The organism is Mycobacterium alsense (assembly GCF_002086635.1).
In the GTDB taxonomy this organism is placed as follows: domain Bacteria; phylum Actinomycetota; class Actinomycetes; order Mycobacteriales; family Mycobacteriaceae; genus Mycobacterium; species Mycobacterium alsense.
Map to the genome: position 1 here is coordinate 1 of NZ_MVHD01000039.1, position 20081 is coordinate 20081.

17 protein-coding genes and 2 tRNA genes are annotated in these 20081 nt (G+C 67.0%); 10 read left to right on the forward strand and 9 right to left on the reverse strand.

Annotated features, from left to right (window positions below; translation table 11 throughout):
- The first annotated feature begins 121 nt into the window (after positions 1–121).
- Both BST11_RS19195 and BST11_RS19200 read left to right on the forward strand, forming a co-directional pair.
- A complete protein-coding gene (locus BST11_RS19195) occupies positions 122–421 on the forward strand; it encodes a PE family protein (protein ID WP_067317771.1) in 300 nt (99 codons plus the stop codon).
- Positions 422–425: 4 nt separating this feature from the next.
- Positions 426–1586, forward strand: coding sequence for a PPE family protein (locus tag BST11_RS19200; RefSeq protein WP_083139473.1), 1161 nt, complete (start codon positions 426–428; stop codon positions 1584–1586).
- A gap of 23 nt (positions 1587–1609) precedes the next feature.
- On the opposite strand, the gene BST11_RS19205 is transcribed toward BST11_RS19200, so the two are convergent.
- From BST11_RS19205 to dnaA, 9 genes are all read right to left on the reverse strand, one after another.
- Positions 1610–1682 (reverse strand) — tRNA-Ala (locus tag BST11_RS19205).
- A gap of 151 nt (positions 1683–1833) precedes the next feature.
- Positions 1834–1907, reverse strand: a tRNA-Ile gene (locus BST11_RS19210).
- A gap of 71 nt (positions 1908–1978) precedes the next feature.
- Positions 1979–2827: a DUF3566 domain-containing protein gene (locus tag BST11_RS19215; protein ID WP_083139474.1), complete on the reverse strand. Its 849-nt coding sequence runs from the start codon at positions 2825–2827 to the stop codon at positions 1979–1981.
- Positions 2828–2953: 126 nt separating this feature from the next.
- Entirely contained in the window at positions 2954–6730 is a 3777-nt protein-coding gene (gene gyrA, locus BST11_RS19220) for an intein-containing DNA gyrase subunit A (protein ID WP_083139475.1), read from the reverse strand.
- 17 nt (positions 6731–6747) lie between these two features.
- The gene (gyrB, locus tag BST11_RS19225; protein ID WP_083139476.1) at positions 6748–8781 is read right to left on the reverse strand and encodes a DNA topoisomerase (ATP-hydrolyzing) subunit B; all 2034 of its coding nucleotides are present in this window, start codon (positions 8779–8781) and stop codon (positions 6748–6750) included.
- 254 nt (positions 8782–9035) lie between these two features.
- Positions 9036–9599 (reverse strand): DUF721 family protein, encoded by a 564-nt coding sequence (locus tag BST11_RS19230; protein ID WP_083139477.1) that lies wholly within the window; start codon positions 9597–9599, stop codon positions 9036–9038.
- Positions 9596–10750, reverse strand: coding sequence for a DNA replication/repair protein RecF (gene recF / locus BST11_RS19235; protein ID WP_083139478.1), 1155 nt, complete (start codon positions 10748–10750; stop codon positions 9596–9598). The genes BST11_RS19230 and recF overlap by 4 nt, the downstream gene beginning before the upstream one ends.
- Entirely contained in the window at positions 10751–11950 is a 1200-nt protein-coding gene (gene dnaN / locus BST11_RS19240; RefSeq protein WP_083139479.1) for a DNA polymerase III subunit beta, read from the reverse strand.
- 478 nt (positions 11951–12428) lie between these two features.
- Positions 12429–13982, reverse strand: coding sequence for a chromosomal replication initiator protein DnaA (gene dnaA / locus BST11_RS19245; protein ID WP_083139480.1), 1554 nt, complete (start codon positions 13980–13982; stop codon positions 12429–12431).
- A 590-nt stretch (positions 13983–14572) separates the two neighbouring features.
- On the opposite strand from dnaA, the gene rpmH reads away from it, so the two are divergent.
- The 8 genes from rpmH (at position 14573) to BST11_RS19285 (ending at position 19941) form a co-directional block, all read left to right on the forward strand.
- Entirely contained in the window at positions 14573–14716 is a 144-nt protein-coding gene (gene rpmH, locus BST11_RS19250; RefSeq protein ID WP_003919815.1) for a 50S ribosomal protein L34, read from the forward strand.
- Positions 14717–14736: 20 nt separating this feature from the next.
- On the forward strand, positions 14737–15093 hold the full coding sequence (gene rnpA / locus BST11_RS19255) for a ribonuclease P protein component (protein WP_083139481.1): 357 nt from the start codon (positions 14737–14739) through the stop codon (positions 15091–15093).
- Positions 15090–15440, forward strand: a complete 351-nt coding sequence (gene yidD / locus BST11_RS19260; RefSeq protein ID WP_083139482.1) for a membrane protein insertion efficiency factor YidD — start codon at positions 15090–15092, stop codon at positions 15438–15440. Before rnpA ends, yidD begins: the two co-directional genes overlap by 4 nt.
- Positions 15421–16527 carry a membrane protein insertase YidC gene (yidC, locus tag BST11_RS19265; protein ID WP_142276441.1) on the forward strand — a complete coding sequence of 369 codons (1107 nt, stop codon included), beginning with the start codon at positions 15421–15423 and terminating at the stop codon, positions 16525–16527. Before yidD ends, yidC begins: the two co-directional genes overlap by 20 nt.
- Positions 16528–16600: 73 nt before the next feature.
- The gene (locus BST11_RS19270; protein WP_083139484.1) at positions 16601–17182 is read left to right on the forward strand and encodes a Jag family protein; all 582 of its coding nucleotides are present in this window, start codon (positions 16601–16603) and stop codon (positions 17180–17182) included.
- Between the two features lie 67 nt (positions 17183–17249).
- Positions 17250–17948: a 16S rRNA (guanine(527)-N(7))-methyltransferase RsmG gene (gene rsmG / locus BST11_RS19275; RefSeq protein WP_083139510.1), complete on the forward strand. Its 699-nt coding sequence runs from the start codon at positions 17250–17252 to the stop codon at positions 17946–17948.
- A complete protein-coding gene (locus BST11_RS19280) occupies positions 17843–18919 on the forward strand; it encodes a ParA family protein (RefSeq protein ID WP_244897710.1) in 1077 nt (358 codons plus the stop codon). Before rsmG ends, BST11_RS19280 begins: the two co-directional genes overlap by 106 nt.
- Before the next feature lie 29 nt (positions 18920–18948).
- Complete coding sequence (locus tag BST11_RS19285; RefSeq protein WP_083139485.1) at positions 18949–19941, forward strand: ParB/RepB/Spo0J family partition protein; 993 nt, start codon at positions 18949–18951, stop codon at positions 19939–19941.
- Positions 19942–20081 lie beyond the last annotated feature (140 nt).

Sequence of the window (20081 nt, forward strand, 5' to 3'; positions counted from 1 at the left end):
CCCGCTACCCGACGACCTCCGCACCGCTCTGCTCAAAATCCGCGCCTGTGATGCGCACTAATTTGAGCCAAGTCGGGTTATATCGTCCGGTGGCGACGCCCAAAATTTGAAAGGGACCCCGATGTCTTTCGTAAACGCGTATCCGGAGAAGCTCGCGGCAGCCGCCGCGAATCTTCAGTCGATCGCCGACACATTGAACGCCGGCATCGCGGCCGCGGCCGCGCCGACCCAAAGTGTGGTTCCCGCCGCGGCGGACGAGGTGTCCGCGCTGACCGCGGCCCAGTTCGCCGTGCACGCCCAGCGGTACCAGGCGCTGGGCGCTCAGGCGGCGGTGATCCAGCAATTGTTGGTGGCCACGCTGTCGGCGGGTGCGGCTTCCTACGCGGCGACCGAAGCCGCCAACGCGGCGTCGGCGGGCTGAGCGAATGGACTATGGGCTGTTGCCCCCGGAAATCAACTCCGGGCGCATGTACACCGGTCCGGGCGCGGGCTCGTTGGTCGCCGCCGCGGCGGGCTGGGGCGAGCTCGCCGCCGACCTGCACTCGGCGGCGGCGGGCTTTCAGTCGGTGATCTCCGCACTCACGAGTGGCCCGTGGTTGGGTCCGGCGTCGGCATCGCTGGTGGCGGCCGCGACGCCGTATGTGGCGTGGTTGCAAAGCAGCGCAACGGATTCCGAGCTTGCCGCCTCCCAGGCGGCCGCCGCAGCGGCCGCGCACGAGACGGCGTTCGCGATGACGGTTCCCCCTCCGGTCATCGCGGCCAACCGCGCGCTGTTGGCGGAGTTGCTCGCGACGAATTTCCTGGGACAAAACGCGCCCGCGATCGCGGCCACGGAAGGCGAGTACTTCGAGTTTTGGGCCCAGGACGCGGCGGCGATGTACGCCTACTCGAGTTCGTCCGCGGCAGCGTCGCAGTTGACCGAGTTCTCCGAACCGCCGCCGGTGGCCGATCCATCCGGGCTGGCACGGCAGGCCGCCGCGGTCTCGGCAGCCGTGGGTAATTCCTCGGCGATCGATGTGCAAAGCGCGTTGCCGAATCTGAACTCGATCACCGAGGCTTTGAAGATTATGGCGGCGCCGTTCTCCAGCAAAACGATCGACGACTTCATCACGAGCAACACCTCGGTCGACGACTTCATCACCCTGTACACCAAGTACATCAGCGGCTTCATGCCCACGGCCACGTCAACGGCGCAGAGCACCAACGCGATCGTGGCCCTGACATCGTTCATGAAGGGTCTGGCCCCGGCGGCCGCGTCGGCGGCCAAGGCAGCCCCGGCGGCCGCGGCGGGCGCCACCAATGCCGCCGCGAACGCCGGCGCCAACGCCGCGGGCGTCGCGGGAGGTCTCGGGAGGGCGCTTCCGCTGGGCGCGTTGTCGGTGCCGCCGAGCTGGGCGCCGGTGAGCGCGGTGACCAACCCGGGCGTCGCGGCGCTCAACGCCGGCGTTGCCCCCGCCGCGGCCGAAGGAATGAATGCCCTGCCGATGGCTCCGTTCGGGGCGATGGGTGGAAACCGTTACGGGCGAATGCTTCCGACCTACGGCTTCAAGCCGGCGGTGATGGCGAAACCACCGGCGGCCGGGTAGTGCGGACAATCAGCGGAAGTCTGTGGAGCCTAGGGGAATCGAACCCCTGACACCTGCCTTGCAAAGGCAGTGCTCTACCAACTGAGCTAAGGCCCCTCGTCGTGGCTCGGTGGGTGATCGGCTGGATCGCCCACCGCCACGTGCCAGACCTCGACCGCGCGTCGTGACCGGGCCACCGCCGCCGCCACGGCGACCAGGGCCAGTGGCAGTGCAAGCCTCACGCAGCGTCTGGACGGGCACATGGTTGTGGGCCTAGGAGGACTCGAACCTCCGACCTCTTCGTTATCAGCGAAGCGCTCTAACCGCCTGAGCTATAGGCCCATTGCTCGCGTATGGCCGAGCGACGAGATTACCGCAATCGCCACCCCACCCCCAAAAGCGCATGATCCAGGCTAGTCGCGGTCGGCCAGCGTGACTTCGATGCCGCCGATCAGATCGGTGGTCAGGTTGTAGACGAACGCGGCGATGGTGGCCATCGCCGTCAGCAGGACGATGTTGACCAGCCCGATCAGCACGGCGCCGCCGAAGATGGTGCTGCTGGACACCAGCTCGCCGCTGCTGCCGCTGGTGTTGTTCAGCAGGTCGCCGACGTTGCTGTTCAGCTTGGCCCACACGCCCATGCCGCCGAGCACGAGGTAGAGGAACGCCACCGCGATCATCCACACGAAGAACAGCGCCACCGACAGCAGCAGGGAAACTTTGAGCGTGCTCCAGGGGTCGATCCGGCGGATCTGCATGCTGGCCCGAACGGGGCCGCGGGTCCGCCTGGAAACCTGGACGCGGCTTTCGCGGCCCTCGCCGGACTCCCGGCTTTCCCGGCTTTCCCGGCCCTCGGCGGTCGCGGTCCGGTTTGGGCCCTCGGCGCCGCGGGCCGGGACGGGCTTGCGCTGCGCGGGCCGCGGAATCGGCCCGGACAGATCGGGCAGCTCGCTGGCGTAGGCCTCCGCGGGCGCGCCCGCCGAGTCGCGCGACGGCGCGGCGCCGCCGGAGATGAAGCGGTTCAGCCGGGCATCGGCCCCGGTGGGCGGGCCCGACGGTCGCGGCTCGGGGCGCGGTTCGGGTTCGCGCTGGCCCGCGTGGGACGCTCGGGTGGCGCCGCGCTGGCGGGACGGCGCGTCGACGGCATCCTGAACGCGGTTCGTCTGCGTCGGGGCGCGGTGTGCCCCGGCACGCTCGGCCAAGCCATCCCCATTGATGCCGTCGCCCTGTTTGGGGGCGCCCTGCTCGTTCGGTGACGTCACCCCGACTCCTTAGGTCTCCTGCGTTGGCCGCCTGCGCGGTGGCAGTCCGCGCTTGGTCCGCACGGCCATCGCGCCGAGTCTAGTTGCCCGGGCGTCCCGCCGGGCCGCCGCGTGCCCGCATCCCCGCTAGCCTTCCGAATCCGCTTCGCCGTCTGCGTCCCCGACCACCTCGTCGGCCGCCTCCTCGGCGTTGCGCGCGATGGCCAACAGCGTGTTGTCCTCGCCCAGGTTCATCAAGCGCACACCCTTGGTCTGCCGGCCCGCCTTGCGGACCTGGCGCGCCGCGGTGCGGATCACGCCGCCGCCGGAGGTGATCGCGTAGAGCTCGCTCTCGTCGTCGACGATTAGCGCACCCACCAACTTGCCGCGCCGACGGTCGTATTGGACGGTCAACACGCCCTTGCCCCCGCGCCCCTGCACCGGGTACTCCTCGATCGCCGTGCGCTTGGCGTAACCCCCCGACGTGGCGACCAGCAGGTAGGTGCCTTCGCGAACCACGTTGAGCGACAACAGGTAATCGTCGGTGTTGAAGCGCATGCCCTGCACCCCCGAAGTGGCCCGGCCCATCGGGCGCAGCGCCTCGTCGGTCGCCGAGAACCGGATGGACTGTCCGTTGGCCGAGACCAGCAGCAGGTCGTCGTCGGACGAGCACAACACCGCGCCGACCAGCTCGTCGCCGTCCCTGAGGTTGATCGCCACGATCCCGCCCGAGCGGTTGGAGTCGAAGTCGGTCAGCTTGGTCTTCTTCACCAGGCCCTTGCGGGTGGCCAGCACCAGGTACGGGGCGTCCTCGTAGCTGCGGATCTGGATGACCTGCGCGATGCGCTCCTCGGGCTGGAACGCCAGCAGGTTGGCGACGTGCTGCCCGCGCGCCGTGCGCGACGCCTCCGGCAGCTCGTAGGCCTTGGCCCGGTAGACCCGGCCCTGCGTGGTGAAGAACAGGATCCAGTCGTGGGTCGAGGACACGAAGAAATGCTTGACGATGTCGTCCTGCTTGAGCCCGGCGCCCTGCACGCCCTTTCCGCCGCGCTTCTGGCTGCGGTACAGATCGGTCTTGGTGCGCTTGGCGTATCCGGTCTCGGTGATGGTGACGACGACGTCCTCGCGGGCGATCAGGTCCTCGTCGCTGACCTCGCCGTCGGCGGCGACGATGCGGGTGCGACGGTCGTCGCCGTGCTTCTCGACGATCTCGCTCAGTTCGTCGCGCACGATGCCGCGTTGGCGCTCCGGTTTGGCCAGGATGTCTTCCAGGTCGGCGATCTCGGCCTCGATCTTGGCCAGGTCGTCGATGATGCGCTGGCGCTCCAGGGCCGCCAGGCGCCGCAGCTGCATGTCCAGGATCGCCTGCGCCTGGATCTCGTCGATGTCGAGCAGCTCCATCAGGCCGGCGCGGGCGATGTCGACGGTCTCCGACGCGCGGATCAACGCGATCACCTCGTCCAGCGCGTCGAGCGCCTTGACCAGGCCGCGCAGGATGTGGGCCCGCTCGTTGGCCTTGCGTAGCCGGTAGGTGGTGCGGCGGACGATGACGTCGAGTTGGTGGTCGACGTAGTGACGGATCATCTGATCGAGCCGCAGGGTGCGCGGCACCCCGTCGACGATCGCGAGCATGTTCGCGCCGAAGCTGGTCTGCAGCTGGGTGTGCTTATAGAGGTTGTTGAGCACCACCTTGGCCACCGCGTCGCGCTTGAGCTCGACGACGATGCGCAGGCCCACCCGGTCGCTGGACTGGTCTTCGATGTTGGCGATCCCGGCCAGCTTGCCGTCGCGGACCTGTTCGGCGATCGAGGTGATGAAGTTGTCGTGGTTGACCTGATACGGCAACTCGGTGATCACCAAAGACGTTCGGCCCCTGGCCTCTTCGACCTCGACCACGCCGCGCATCCGGATGGAGCCGCGGCCGGTCTTGTAGGCGTCGCCGATGCCCTGCGAGCCGACGATCAGCCCGTGGGTGGGAAAGTCCGGGCCCTTGACCCGCTCCATCACCGCGGCCAGGGTGGCTTCCTCGTCGGCCTCGTGGTTTTGCAGGCACCAGAACACCGCCTCGGCCAACTCGCGCAGGTTGTGCGGCGGGATGTTGGTCGCCATGCCGACCGCGATCCCGCCCGACCCGTTGGCCAGCAGGTTGGGGAACCGGCTGGGCAGCACCGTGGGTTCCTGCACCCGGCCGTCGTAGTTGGGAATGAAATCGACTGTCTCCTCGTCGATTTCGCGCAGCATCTCCATCGCTAGCGGGGTCAGCCGCGCCTCTGTGTTGTGGCTGACGAAGCCGTTGGTCAGGAAGGCGTGGTCGTCGGTGTCGACGCGCAGGCTGTAGACGGGTTGCACGCCGGCATTGGTGATCGAAGCCACGCGCGCGTAGTAGAAGCGGCCGTCGGTCAGCTCGGTGGCGATGGCGCGGACGTCCGGATCGGCGATATGGGAGAGGATTTCTTCACCGCCGGTCCGCCAACGTTGGATGCGGTCAACGTTGTGGCGATTGAGCCAGTCCTTGTCGACCCAACGACTGCCACAGTGTTTACGGATGAACCGCGCGAGGCCGGGAACGTGGTCGGTGTCCATGCCGGCGCACGGGGGGAATGCTTCCAGGATGTCGCGCAGCTTCTCCTGCTTGGCCCCTCCGAATCCGATTTGCGTGGCGAAGAGTTCGGCTTGGGCGCGGTTTGTGATCACGACCTTGTATTCGCCGACGGCGTGGCGGTAGCGACGTGAGATGACGCCGAACTCGAGCAGCATCTGCTGCACGTCGGCGGCCAGTTGCTTGCTGCGGGTTGAGTAAGAAATCTGAATGGTGTTGCGCGGCAGCGCCGAGCATGAGCCGTCGCCCTCAAATAGCGCCTGCAGGAACACCCTTTTAACCGCGGCGGGGGAGTGCCACAGCCACTCGGGCACAGCCTTGTTGGCGGACCGCTGTCCCACCATCTCCCAGAGGCGGCTCTGTTTCAGCGCAGTCATGTCGTAGACGTGGAGTTTTTGCATCAGAAAGCCCGATGCGTTCGTTGTCTGGTAAATGCAGCGTTTGCCGCCGATGACGGCGTCGTACGCACCGGCGACCATCGCGAAGTAGTCGCGATCACAATTGGCGAACCCAGCGTGAGTCTCCGAAACGTAGCCCTCACTAATGACGGCGCCCAACAGCAGTGCTTCCATCACGTCATGCCAGGCGGCCGGCCCCAACTCCATTGGGAGGGTGCGCTGCAAGACAACGCAATCATCTGGGTGGATCTCTTCGATCAACTTCCACAGCAGCGTCGGCACACCGCCGACATCGACCAGGCACAGCAGCGGGTGGTTCGCCGTGCCGGTGACCTCGTAGCCTTCGCCCGTGCGCACCGTGTACGTCTGGTGGTCGCCCGAATGGAATAGACGGTCGGCCAGCACCGGGTTTCCGTGCCGATCCGAAACCTTCAACTCGATCGCGTTGTCCGAGTTGGGCGCTGCTCCGGCAACGACGTCGCCAATCCGCACCGACTGCCCGAACGGCAAGCGCACCAAGGCATCTCCAGAGGCACAATAGCGCATCGCCGCCGGAGGATCGTTGCCCGGCGAGCCGAAGTTGCCCTGCCCGTCGACGAGCGGATAGCGCAGCGACCACGGCTGCGCCATGCGCACCAGGGTGTCGTAGATCGACGCGTCGCCGTGCGGGTGGTAGTTGCCCATCGTCTCGGCCACCGACCGCGCCGACTTGGCATGGCTGCGGTCGGGGCGGAAGCCGGAGTCGTACATCGCGTACAGCACGCGGCGGTGCACCGGCTTGAGGCCGTCGCGCACCTCCGGCAGCGCGCGGCCCACGATCACGCTCATCGCGTAGTCGATGTAGCTGCGCTGCATCTCCTGCTGGATGTCAACCGGTTCGATGCGGTCGCCGGCCTCGTCGCCGGGTGGCAGCGTGGTGTCAGTCATCTATGTCCCTGTAGGTCTTAGACGTCCAGGAAGCGAACGTCTTTGGCGTTGCGGGTGATGAAGCTGCGGCGCGCATCGACGTCCTCGCCCATCAGGATCGAGAACAGCTCGTCGGCGGCGGCGGCGTCGTCGAGGGTGACCTGGCGCAGCACCCGCACCGATGGGTCCATGGTGGTTTCCCACAACTCCTTGGCGTCCATCTCGCCCAAACCCTTGTAGCGCTGGATGCCGTCTTCCTTGTTGATCTTCTTCCCGGCCTTCAGGCCCGCCTCCAACAGGCCGTCGCGCTCCCGGTCGGAGTAGGCGAACTCGGGATCGCTGCGCTGCCACTTCAGCTTGTACAGCGGCGGCTGGGCCAGGAAGACGTGCCCGTTTTCGATCAGTGGCCGCATGAACCGGAACAACAGCGTCAGCAGCAGCGTCGAGATGTGTTGGCCGTCGACGTCGGCGTCGGCCATCAGCACGATCTTGTGGTAGCGCAGCTTGGTGATGTCGAACTCGTCGTGAATCCCGGTGCCCAGCGCGGTGATGATCGCCTGGACCTCGGTGTTCTTCAGGACCCGGTCGATGCGCGCCTTCTCGACGTTGATGATCTTGCCGCGCAGCGGCAGAATTGCCTGGAACATCGAGTCGCGGCCGCTCTTGGCCGAGCCGCCGGCCGAATCGCCTTCCACCACATACAGTTCGGACCTGCGTGGATCGGTGGAGCGGCAGTCGGCGAGTTTGCCCGGTAGCCCGCCGAGGTCGGTGGCGCTCTTGCGGCGCACCAGCTCTCGCGCCTTGCGCGCCGCGATCCGGGCCTGTGCGGACGAGACCGCCTTGTTTACGACGGTTTTCGCCTCCGAGGGGTTCGACTCGAACCAGTGCGTCAGCTGCTCGTTGCAGACCTTCTGCACGAACGATTTGACCTCGGTGTTGCCCAGCTTGGTCTTGGTCTGACCCTCGAACTGCGGTTCGCTGACCTTCACCGAGATGACCGCGGCCAGGCCCTCCCGGATGTCGTCGCCGGTGAGGTTGGGGTCCTTGTCTTTCAACAGCTTCTTGTCTTTGGCGTACTTGTTCACCACCGACGTCAACGCGCTGCGAAATCCCTCTTCGTGGGTGCCGCCCTCGTGGGTGTTGATGGTGTTGGCGAAGGTGTGCACCGACTCCGAATAGCCGCCGTTCCACTGCATTGCGATTTCGACCTCGTGGCCGGCGCCCTTGCCGCCGAAGTCGATGACGCTCTGCTGGATCGGGTTCTTGGTGCGGTTGATGTGCTTGACGAAGTCGACCAGCCCGCCGGGGTAGTGGAAGGTGCGGTGCTTGACCTTGTGCGGCGCGGTCGATTCGGCCGCCTTTTCCTCGGCGGTCTTGGGTGCGTCGGCGGTATCGCTGACCACCTCGTCGACGACCTCTTCCTGGGTCACCCGCTCGTCGGTGAGCTCGATCGTCAGGCCCTTGTTCAGGAAAGCCATTTCCTGCAGCCGGCGCGCGACGGTCTCGAAGTCGTATTCGGTGGTTTCGAATATGTCCGGGTCCGCCCAAAACCGGATGGTGGTTCCGGTCCTCTTGGTGGCCTCACCCTGCTTGAGGGTGCCGGGCACGGCGTGGTCGTAGTATTGCGACCATTCGTGGCCGTCGCGAGCGATGTCCACCTCGAGCCGAGTCGACAAAGCGTTGACGACCGAAACGCCGACGCCGTGCAGGCCGCCGCTGACGTTGTAGCCACTGTTCTCGCCGCCGAACTTGCCGCCCGCGTGCAGCTGGGTCATCACCACGTCGACGGTCGGGGCGCCGGTGGCGTGCATCGCCACGGGGATACCGCGGCCGTTGTCTGTCACCTCGACGCCGCCGTCGTCCAACAGCCGGACGTCCACCCGGTTGGCAAAACCGGCCATCGCCTCGTCCACCGAGTTGTCGACCACCTCCCAGATGAGGTGGTGCAGACCGCGCTCGCCGGTGGAGCCGATATACATGCCCGGGCGTTTGCGGACGGCCTCCAGACCTTCCAGAACTGTGATTTGTTCGGCGCCGTATCCGGCTTGAGGCTTCTTCTTCTGGGCAGCCACGGTCGGAATGCTCTCCTTGGGGTTTCATGCGGGCGGTCCGGTCACCGCAGCGGTCGCATGCCACCACTCTACCGTGATCGAGGCCCCGGACCCTTCCTCCGGGCGCGTTTCTACCCAGCTAACTGCGCCGTGCGCGCGATTTCTTCCTCATAGGCGCGTCCTGACGTGCGATCTGCGAGTACGCGTCGTCCTGGCGGCTCTGAGCCGCCTGTGGAAAGACCCGTAACTGGGGATCGTGTGGAGCCTGCAACGGGTCAACCGTAGGTGTCGCGGGGCCCCCGGCCGGCGATGTGCCGCGGACCCTTGCGCCACGACGGTGCGGCCGGCCCGGTGATCTTCAGCGACGTCACCACACCGTTGCCAACCGCCGCGGCGATCTTGGCCAGCAGTTGCGCCTGAATCATCCGCAGCTGGGTAGCCCAGGCCGTCGATTCGGCCGCCACGCTCAGCACGCCCTCGTTGAGCGCGGTCGGGGTCGCGTGGTCGGCGATCTGCTGCCCGACCACCGCTGACCAGTGGCCCAGCACGGTGCCCTCGGCGACGTGCGCCGACCAGCCGCGCTTTTTGGCCAGTTCACGCGCCAACCTGCCCAGCGGCTGCGGATCCCGAACATCCGGACCCGGTGCCGACCAGCTTCGTCGCTGTCCGGCCACGCGGCGCGCACCCGGCGGGATCGCCCGTCCCCGACCGGCGTCCTTGCCCTGCGCGCGCGCCGCGGCGCGGGCCTCCTCGAGGGTGCGCCGCACCAGGTCCATTCCCGTCAATCCACCAAGGCGGTCAACACTTTCCGTGTTTTCCGTGTCGCCGTCGCCCGTCACGGAACCACCGCCGAAACCCGCCCCGAGTCATCGTCGCGCAACTCGATGTGCACCCGCCTAGCGTCCCAGTCCGCCGGAATGTCTTCCAGCACCGCCGCGGTCACCACAACCTGTTCGGCGGATTCGGCCACGGACGCCAACGCCCGGCGCCGGGTGGCGTCGAGTTCGGCGAACACGTCGTCGAGCAACAACACGGGGTCGCTGCCGTCCTCCCGGAGCAATTCGTACGCCGCGAGCCGCAGGCCCACCGCGAAAGACCACGATTCGCCATGGCTGGCAAAGCCTTTCGCGGGTTCGTCACCCAGGCGCAGTTCCAGGTCGTCGCGGTGCGGACCGACCAGGCACACGCCGCGCTCCAGCTCCGCATCGCGGCGGGCCGACAGGGCGGCCAGCAAGGCGGCCTCCAGGAACTCCCGGTCGGTGGGGTCGCTGCCGACCTGGGGGTCGCCCAGGCTCGAGCGGTAGCTGATCGTCGCGGGCCGCGATCCCGGCGCGAGCAACTGATAGGCCTTCTCCACCTCCGGCGCCAACTGATTGACCAGATCGATCCGCGCCGCCATCAATGCGGCGCCGTGCTCGGCCAGCCGGTTATCCCACACGTCGAGGGTGTCCAGGGCGCCCCGGTCGCCGCGGTAACGCGCCCCGGACAACGACTTCAACAGGGCGGTGCGTTGCCGCAAAACCTTGTCGTAATCGGCGCGCACGCCGGCGACCGCGGGCCGACGTACCGTGGCCAAATCGTCGAGGTAGCGGCGCCGATCCGACGGGTCTCCGCGCACCAGGGCCAGGTCTTCGGGCGCGAACAGCACCGCCCGCAGCACCCCGACCACCTCGCGCGTGCTGCGCACCGGGGACCGGTTCAGCCGGGCCTTGTTGGCGCGCCCGGCCGCGATCTCGAGGTCAATGGCGCATTCCCGGCCATCGTTGACGACGATCGTCGAGACCACCGCGCGGTCCGCGCCGGCCCGAATCAACGGGGCGTCGGTGCCAACCCGGTGTGAACCCAAGGTGGTCGAATACCACAGGGCTTCAACCAAATTCGTCTTCCCGAACCCATTGGGGCCGACGAATACGGTACGGCCCGCCGGCAATTCGAGGTCGACGTGTGCCCAGGACCGGAAATCGCGCAGGCCCAAGTGTCGGACGTACACTTACCCGGGCAACCGGACGGGCATCAACAAATACACGTAATCGGTCGGCAGCGCGGCGAACGGCCCGGTGCCGGTCGGCGAGCTGTCGTCATCGAGCGCTGGGCGCAACAGCGCCGGCTTGCCCGGCGTCGTGAAACCGAACGACACCCGCTCCGAGTGCACCGACGCCAGCCCGTCGGTCAGATACGTCGGGTTGAACGCGATCGTCAATGGCTCACCCACGAAATCGACCTGGAGGTCTTCCTCGGCGCGACCCACGTCGTCGGCGCCCGCGGACAGCCGCAGCGTGCCGTCGGAGAATTCCATCCGCACCTGAGCGCCACGGTCGGCGACCAGCGCGACCAGCTTGATGGCCTCGGTCAGCTCGGCGACGTCGATGGTGGCGACGGCCGTGTGCTCGGCCGGCAGCAGTTGCCGAAACTTCGGGAACTCCGCGTCGAGCAGACGCGTGGTGCTGCGCTTGCCATTGCCGCTGATGCCCAACAACCCGTCCTGCCCGACTCCGGCACCGGCGCCCAGCGACAACCGCACCTCGTCCCCGTCGGCGCCGGCTTTCGCGGCCTCGGCCAGCGTCTTGGCCGGCACCAACACCGCGGCTTCCACGTCGGGCGACAACGCCGACCAGGTCAACTCGCGCACCGCCAGGCGGAACCTGTCGGTCGCGGCCAGAACCACCCTGTCACCGGAAATCTCGACCCGAATCCCGGTCAGCATCGGCAGCGTGTCATCGCGGCCCGCGGCAACGGCCACCTGGCCGATCGCCTCGGCGAACAGCTCCGCCGGCAGCGTCCCCGTGCCTTCCGGCAGCGCGGGCAGGGTCGGATAATCCTCGACCGGCATGGTCGGCAACGAGAACCTGGCGCTTCCGCAGGTCAACGCGACCCGATTGCCGTCGACATAAACGTCGACGGGCTTGTTCGGCAATGCCCGGGTGATGTCTGACAGCAACCTCCCGGATACCAAAACGCTTCCCGGGGAAGCGATTTCGGCCGCGACCTGGGCTTCCGCGGAGACCTCGTAGTCGAATCCGGAGATCGTCAGCCCGTCGTTCGAGCCGGACAGCAGGACCCCCGAGAGCACGGGCACCGCCGGCCTGGTCGGCAGGTTCTTTGCCACCCACGACACCGCGTCGGCGAAAGACTCCCGCACCAGACGGAATTTCAGGTCGGTGAGGCCAGCTGTTGTCGTCGCCGCGTCCATAGCGTCCCTTCACCTGCCAAGTGTTCGAAACCTAGATGGCTAGCCGCCCGTCGCTAGCAGTCGAACCACAACCGTAGATCTTCTGCGGCCATCTTGAAAGCTAATCCAAAAGGCCGACAAGCCGGGCCAACGCGCGCTGCGCGTCGCGTGGGCAACGCATGTCCCCAACGCCGTTCTTCAAAGAAGAAACGACGAAGAGATCTCAGTACCAGTATTAAGGGCTGTGCATGCTGGGGACAGACGAGCTTCGGCGCAGCTAGGGAGTGGCCGGGGCTGTGGATGATTGCGCTGACAACTGTGTGCGGCCTGTTGGGTCGCTGGGGATGGACGCTGGATGTGCACCAAAACCCCGATTGTGCACCGGTGTTTGACGGGTTTTGCACAGCGCTGCACACAAGCGACCGCGTGTGACGGGTGTGACAGGGGTGCGGGAAGTTTTTCGGAAAAAACTTGTCGGGACGGCCCCTGGGCGCGCCAGTCAGCGCTTGGAGCGCTGCCGGATCCGCGTGGTGAGTTCTTTGACGTGGTCGAAGACCTCACGCCGTTCGGCCATCTCCGACAGAATCTTTCGTTGCGCGTACATGACCGTGGTGTGGTCGCGGCCGAATGCTTGACCGATCTTCGGCAACGACAGATCGGTGAGCTCGCGGCACAGGTACATCGCGATCTGGCGTGACTGCGCCAGCGCCCGGGTCTTGCCGGGGCCACGCAACTCCTCGACGGTGGTGTCGAAGTATTCGGCGGTGGCGGCCATGATGGTCGCCGCGCTGATCTGCATCGTGCTGGCGTCGGCGATCAGATCCCGAAGCACGATCTCCGCCAGCGCCTTGTCGATGGGAGTCTTGTTCAGCGAGGCGAACGCGGTAACCCGGATGAGAGCGCCTTCCAGCTCCCGGATGTTGCGTTCGATGCTGCTGGCGATCAACTCGAGGACGTCGTCGGGCACCGCCAGGCGCTCCATTTGAGCCTTCTTGCGCAGAATCGCGATGCGGGTCTCCAGTTCGGGGGGCTGGACGTCGGTGATCAGCCCCCATTCGAACCGGGTCCGCAGCCGGTCCTCGAGGGTGGCGAGCTGCTTCGGCGGCCGGTCAGACGAGATGACGATCTGCTTGTTGGCGTTGTGCAGGGTGTTGAAGGTGTGGAAGAACTCCTCCTGGATGCCTTCCTTGCCCTCGATGAACTGAATGTCATCCACCAGCAGCACGTCGACGTCGCGGTAGCTGCGTTTGAACGCCACCTTGCGGTCGTCGCGCAGCGAGTTGATGAAGTCGTTGGTGAATTCCTCGGTGGACACGTACTTCACCCGCATGCCGGGAAACAGCCGCTGTGCGTAGTTTCCGGCGGCGTGCAGCAGGTGGGTCTTGCCGAGGCCGGACTCACCCCAGATGAACAGCGGGTTGTAGGCGCGGGCCGGCGCTTCGGCGATGGCCAGGGCCGCCGCGTGGGCGAATCGGTTGGACGCGCCGATGACGAACGTGTCGAAGGTGTAGCGGCGGTTGAGGCTGGTTCCGCCGAGGACGGCCGGATCGGTGCTGAGGCGGCGGTCGGTGAAGTAGTTCGGCCAACTCTGTTCGGCGTCGCCAACGAGTTCGGCGTTCTCGTCGGCCTCGTCGGCGTCGAGCGGGGTATCGAGGTCGGTGTCGTCCGGCTGGGCCGAGTTCGGGACTTCCGCGGCTTGGGGGAAGCCGTCGGGCTGTGCGAAGGGCGTGTCGCCGCCGTCCTCGGGTGGGGCGATGCGCACGCCGAGTTGAATCTGCTGCCCGAGCCGGCGGCTCAGGGCGTCGGTGATCGGGGCGCGCAAGTGACGCTCGATTTCGTTTTGCACGAAGCTGCTCGGCACGGACAGCAGAGCAAAACCCTCGACGATGGTCAGGGGCTGCACCAGATTGAGCCACGCCCTTTGCTGAGGGGTCAGCGGGGTGGCGAGGGCGGTGCGATTGGCGGACATGCCGTCGGAGGCGGGCTCGCCGTTGAGCTCGGAGACGACTGCGCTCCACACTGTCGTGAATCCTGAACCCGGGTCATCGGTCAACGACGTAATCTCCCTGGTTCTCGCAGATCCCGGGTCGAGGAGCAGCCACGCTTGGCGAAGAAGCAACTGTCCACATAGTTATGCACAGGTGTGGACAGGATGAGCATAAACGAGCCGCAGCCTACCGGCGACGGCCCGCGATCTCCGTGCTGGTGACGGCCCGTGCAGGCCGTCTAAACAGCTAGTCGATCCGCCATCCTCGCTTCGTCGTCGAGCGCCGTTCCACGCTGAAACGGCATTGCCCGAAGCTAACAGTTTTCCGTGCGGCTGCCAACCGTTGTGCTGCATTCCAATCGGCTTCTCTGGGGTTCTTCGGCGGTGCAAGTTGGTCGTTCACCTATGGTGCCGCAGAGGCGTCGCCGAGAACTTCTGTTTTCGCGGATGTGTGAGTTTGGCTCGTTGCGGCAGAGCAAGTTTGACCCAGCGCAGGCTCATCAGTACCCTCGAACAGTCGCCCGAAAGTTGGCGATACGGCTGCGACCCGGTACTTCGCCCGGGGACCGCGCCGGCCAGCAGCAAGACCCACCCCCGACCGACTCACGGATGGACGCAGTCGAGCGGCCGGATGGTTCGAATACGAGGAGAACGCCGTGGCCAAGGGCAAGCGGACCTTCCAGCCGAATAACCGGCGCCGAGCCCGCGTGCACGGCTTCCGGTTGCGGATGCGCACGCGTGCCGGGCGGGCGATCGTTTCCAACCGGCGCCGCAAAGGCCGCCGCGCGCTAACTGCCTGATCGCAACCAGGTTTTCGGCGGTGCTTCCCGCACGCAACCGGATGCGGCGGTCAAAAGAGTTTGACGCCGCGGTGAAATTTGGCGCGCGCTCCGCGCAGGCCGATATCGTCGTCCACCTTCGCCGGGCGCCCGAAGACGACACCGGCCCACGCGTCGGCTTGATCATCGCGAAGCCCGTGGGCTCGGCGGTGGAACGCCATCGCGTAGCGCGCCGGCTACGACATGTCGCGCGGACGATGTTGGGCGACCTTCACAAATCCGACCAGGTGGTGATCCGAGCGTTGCCAAGCAGTCGCCAGGCGTCCTCGGCGCGGCTGGAACAGCAACTGCGGCGCGGGCTGTCTCGCGTCCGCGACTCGGCCGGAGCCGACCGGTGAGCCCGGCGGCGCGGGCTCGCGGTGCCGCCAACGGGGCGAGCGGTGCCGCCGTGCGGTGCCTACTTTTCCTCATCCGGCTGTACCGGCATACGGTGTCGCCGCTGCGGCTGCCGACATGCCGCTTCGTGCCAACCTGTAGCCAGTACGCCGTCGACGCCCTCACCGAGTACGGCTTGATCCGGGGGAGTTGGCTGTCCGCGGTCAGGCTCGCCAAATGCGGACCGTGGCATCGGGGAGGATGGGATCCGATACCCGAGCGAAGCGGCCGCCGAGCCGGCTTCGACGACGCCAGCACTGCCGGGGAACCCCCAGCGAAGCACGGGAAGAGTGAGTCTTTTGTCCTTTGATTTTGTCAGCCTCGACTTCGTCTACTACCCGGTGTCGTGGATCATGTGGGTCTGGTACAAGTTGTTCGCGGCCGTCCTGGGCCCGTCGAACTTCTTCGCGTGGGCCCTGTCGGTGATGTTCCTGGTGTTCACCCTGCGGGCGTTGCTCTACAAGCCGGTCGTGAACCAGATCCGCTTCACCCGCCAGATGCAGGAACTGCAGCCGCAGCTCAAGGCGCTGCAGAAGAAGTACGCCAAGGACCGCCAACGGCTGGCGCTCGAAATGCAGAAACTGCAGCGCGAGCACGGCTTTAATCCGCTCTTGGGCTGCCTGCCGGCGTTCGCGCAGATCCCGGTGTTCCTCGGGCTGTATCACGTCCTGCGATCGTTCAACCGCACGACCGGCGGCTTCGGCCAGACGCAGCTGTCGGTGGCCCAAAACCGGATGACCGGAAACTATTTCTTCAGCCCCGCCGACGTCGGCCACTTCCTGGACGCCAACCTGTTCGGCGCCCCGATCGGCGCCTTCATGACGCAGCATGCCGGGTTGGATGCGTTCACGGTCTTTAGCCGGCCCGCGGTGATCGCCGTGGGCGCGCCCGTGATGATCCTGGCCGGCATAGCGACCTACTTCAACGGTCGTGCGTCGGTGGCGCGGCAGAGTCCCGAGGCGGCCGCCAACCCGCAGACCGCGATGATGAACAAGCTCATGCTGTACGTGTTTCCGCTGGGGATCATCGTCAGCGGTCCGTTCCTTCCGCTCGCGATCATCCTGTACTGGTTCGCCAACAACATCTGGACGTTCGGACAGCAGCACTACGTGTTCGGGATGATCGAGAAGGAAGAGGAGGCCAAGCGGCAAGAGGCCGTCAAGCGCCGCGCCGCGAACGCGCCGGCACCGGGGGCCAAGCCCAAGCGCAACCCCAAGACGGCAGCGCCATCGGCCGAACCTGCGTCGAACCCGGATACCGATGGATACGGTGACGACGCCACGGGCGCGAACGCGACGACGGCGCAACCGGAGAAGCCGAACGGCGAGGGCCGCGTCGACGGTCCGACGAACCGCACCCCGCGCCCCGGAGCGCGCCCGAAGAAGCGGAAACGCTGACGAGAAGCCACCGGCCCCTTGGACCAGTGACCCGACTGGAACGGGGAGCCACGGATGAGGGAGAGATAACGACATGACGGACGCCGAAACCACCGAGCGCGACCTCGACGCGGATGCCACGGAAGCCGACGCGCAAGCGTCGGTCGACGAGGATGCGGCGGCGCCGGAGGAAGCAGACCAACCCGACGACGTGGAGGAGCGACTGGTCGCCGAGGGGGAGATCGCCGGCGACTATCTGGAAGAGCTGTTGGACCTGCTGGACTTCGACGGCGACATCGATCTCGACGTCGAGGGCGACCGCGCGGTCGTGAGCATCGACGGCAGCGACGACCTCAACAAGTTGGTGGGCCGTGGGGGCGAGGTGCTCGACGCGCTGCAGGAGCTCACCCGGCTGGCGGTGCATCAGAAGACCGGTGTGCGCAGCCGCCTGATGCTCGACATCGCGAGCTGGCGGCGCCGCCGGCGCGAGGAGCTGGCCGCGCTGGGCGATAAGGTGGCCCGGCGGGTGTTGAGCTCAGGGGAACGCGAGGAGCTGTCGCCGATGACGCCGTTCGAGCGCAAGATCGTCCACGACGCCGTCGCGGCGGTGCCGGGCGTTCACAGCGAGAGCGAGGGCCAGGAGCCGTCGCGGCGGGTTGTGGTTCTGCTCGACTGACCGAGTCACAGCCGTGTAATTCGCCCACCAGGGATCGGGGATGTTTCACGTGAAACAAGGAAACGAGATGTTTCACGTGAAACATGCCGTGCCGGACGGGTTGAGCGACGCGGCGTCGGCGGTCTTCGGGCAGGGGATCGACACCGCGCGGCGGTACGCCGAAACGCTCGCCGCAGCCGGCGTGGAGCGCGGGCTCCTCGGTCCGCGGGAGGCGGACCGCCTGTGGGAGCGGCACCTATTGAATAGCGCCGCGGTGGGCGAGCTGCTGGGGCCGGGGGAGCGGGTGGTCGACATCGGTAGCGGCGCGGGCCTGCCGGGAATCCCTTTGGCGATCGCAAGGCCCGACCTCGAGATCGTGTTGCTCGAACCGCTACTGCGGCGCAGCGAGTTTCTCAGCGAGGTCGTCGGCGAACTAGGGTTGGCCGTCGAGGTCGTTCGTGGCCGTGCGGAGGAACCCTGGGTGCGCGACCGGTTCGGGGGCCGCGACGCCGCGGTGTCGCGAGCGGTTGCCGCGCTGGACAAGTTGACGAAGTGGAGTATGCCGTTGCTACGGCCCGGTGGGCGGATGGTGGCGATCAAAGGGGAGCGCGCTCCCGAGGAACTGAAAGCGCACCGGCGTGTGATGGCGGCGGTGGGCGCTGTGGATGCCAGGGTGGTGACATGTGGCGCGAATTACTTGTGTCCGCCCGCAACCGTAGTGTTAGCGCGGCGCGGAAAGCGGTCGCGCCCGATGCCGGCATCAACGGCGGACAGGCGGACATCGTGACCTCTCCCCACGACCATCCGACGGTAGGCGGGCCGGCACCCAGCCTCACGGAGGCGCAACCGCAGCCGGAGCCCACAGACTCCGCAATCGGCCATGTTTCACGTGAAACATCGAACGAGTACGACACGCCGATCGCCGCCGCGGCGGAGCGCGCGATGCGGGTCCTCCACACCACCTACCCGCCGCTCCGCCGACCCCGCCGCCGCCGCGTCTTCACCATTGCGAACCAAAAGGGCGGCGTCGGCAAGACGACCACCGCGGTCAACCTCGCCGCCGCCCTGGCCGTGCAGGGACTCAAGACGCTCGTCATCGACCTCGATCCCCAGGGCAACGCGAGCACGGCACTCGGTATCCACGAGCGGCAGGCGGGGACCCCGTCGTCGTACGAGGTGCTCATCGGCGAGGTTGCGTTGGGCGATGCGCTCCGGCCCAGCCCGCACAGCCCGCGGCTCTTCTGCGTGCCGGCGACGATCGACTTGGCCGGCGCGGAGATCGAATTGGTGAGCATGGTCGCCCGCGAGAACCGGCTGCGCACCGCGCTGGCCGAGCTCGAGCGGTTCGACTTCGACTACGTGTTCGTCGACTGCCCGCCGTCGCTGGGACTGCTGACGATCAATGCGCTCGTGGCCGCCCCGGAGGTCATGATCCCGATCCAGTGCGAGTACTACGCGCTCGAGGGGGTGTCACAGCTGATGCGCAATATCGAAATGGTGAAGGCTCACCTCAACCCCCAGCTGGAGGTGACCACGGTGATCCTGACGATGTACGACGGGCGGACCAAGCTGGCCGACCAGGTCGCCGAAGAGGTGCGCAACTATTTCGGCGCCAAGGTGTTGCGCACGGTGATCCCGCGCAGCGTCAAAGTCTCGGAGGCGCCCGGCTACAGCATGACGATCATCGACTACGACCCCGGTTCGCGCGGGGCGATGAGCTACCTGGACGCGAGTCGCGAACTCGCCGAACGGGATTGACCCACACCACCATCCGCGAAGGGACGACCATGACGCAGCCGTTACGCAAGAAGGGCGGCCTCGGCCGGGGACTGGCTTCGCTGATCCCCACCGGTCCCGCGGAAGGCGATTCCGGCCCGGCGACACTGGGCCCGCGGATGGGCGATGCGGCCGCCGACGTGCTGATCGGCGGACCGGGTGCCTCCGCGGCCGATGCCGCCGCCGTGGGCGCGGTCTACCGTGAGATCGCGCCGGCCGACATCGAGCGCAACCCCCGGCAGCCCCGGCAGGTGTTCGACGAGGAGGCGCTGGCGGAGCTGGTCCACTCCATTCGCGAGTTCGGGCTGCTGCAGCCGATCGTGGTGCGGGAGGTGGCGGGAACTCCGGGCGGCGCGCGGTATCAGATCGTGATGGGGGAGCGGCGATGGCGCGCCGCCCAGGAAGCGGGCCTGGCCACCATCCCGGCCATCGTGCGCGAGACCGGCGACGACGACCTGTTGCGCGACGCATTGCTCGAGAACATCCATCGGGTACAGCTCAACCCGCTCGAAGAGGCGGCGGCATACCAGCAGCTGCTGGAGGAGTTCGACGTCACCCACGACGAACTGGCGTCGCGCATCGGCCGGTCGCGTCCCCTGATCACGAACATGATCCGCCTGCTCAAACTGCCCATCGCGGTGCAGCGGCGGGTCGCGGCGGGCGTCCTGTCGGCCGGGCACGCCCGCGCCCTGCTGTCGCTGGAGGCCGGCCCCGAGGCGCAGGAGGAGCTGGCCGGCCGAATCGTCGCCGAGGGCCTGTCGGTGCGGGCCACCGAAGAGGCGGTGACCCTGGCCAACCGCGGTGACACCGCCCCGCCGGCGCCCCAGCGCCGCAAGCCGATCCAGATGCCCGGCCTGCAAGACGTTGCTGAGCGGCTGTCGAACACCTTCGACACGCGGGTGACGGTCAGCCTGGGCAAACGCAAGGGGCGGATCGTGGTCGAGTTCGCGTCGGTCGAAGATCTGCAGCGCATCGTCGACGTGATGACCCCGCCCAAGGCTTAACCCTCCATCCGCTGTAATTACGTCACTGTGACACTACCGCGGTTTCGGACCCCAAACGTTCGTCGCGGGCGCCGCAGCGCGACGAGTTCGCCTGTGCGCCAAGCAAATTCGGGTTTCGACCGGACGACACCGGGTGCGCG

Bases quoted from the DNA above. Each gene is read 5' to 3' on its own strand.
- BST11_RS19195 (WP_067317771.1), top strand. From the start codon at position 122: ATGTCTTTCGTAAACGCGTATCCGGAGAAGCTCGCGGCAGCCGCCGCG.
- BST11_RS19200 (WP_083139473.1), top strand. From the start codon at position 426: ATGGACTATGGGCTGTTGCCCCCGGAAATCAACTCCGGGCGCATGTAC.
- gyrA (WP_083139475.1), bottom strand. From the start codon at position 6,730: ATGACTGACACCACGCTGCCACCCGGCGACGAGGCCGGCGACCGCATC.
- dnaN (WP_083139479.1), bottom strand. From the start codon at position 11,950: ATGGACGCGGCGACGACAACAGCTGGCCTCACCGACCTGAAATTCCGT.
- BST11_RS19270 (WP_083139484.1), top strand. From the start codon at position 16,601: ATGACGGACGCCGAAACCACCGAGCGCGACCTCGACGCGGATGCCACG.
- rsmG (WP_083139510.1), top strand. From the start codon at position 17,250: ATGTTTCACGTGAAACATGCCGTGCCGGACGGGTTGAGCGACGCGGCG.
- BST11_RS19280 (WP_244897710.1), top strand. From the start codon at position 17,843: ATGTGGCGCGAATTACTTGTGTCCGCCCGCAACCGTAGTGTTAGCGCG.
- BST11_RS19285 (WP_083139485.1), top strand. From the start codon at position 18,949: ATGACGCAGCCGTTACGCAAGAAGGGCGGCCTCGGCCGGGGACTGGCT.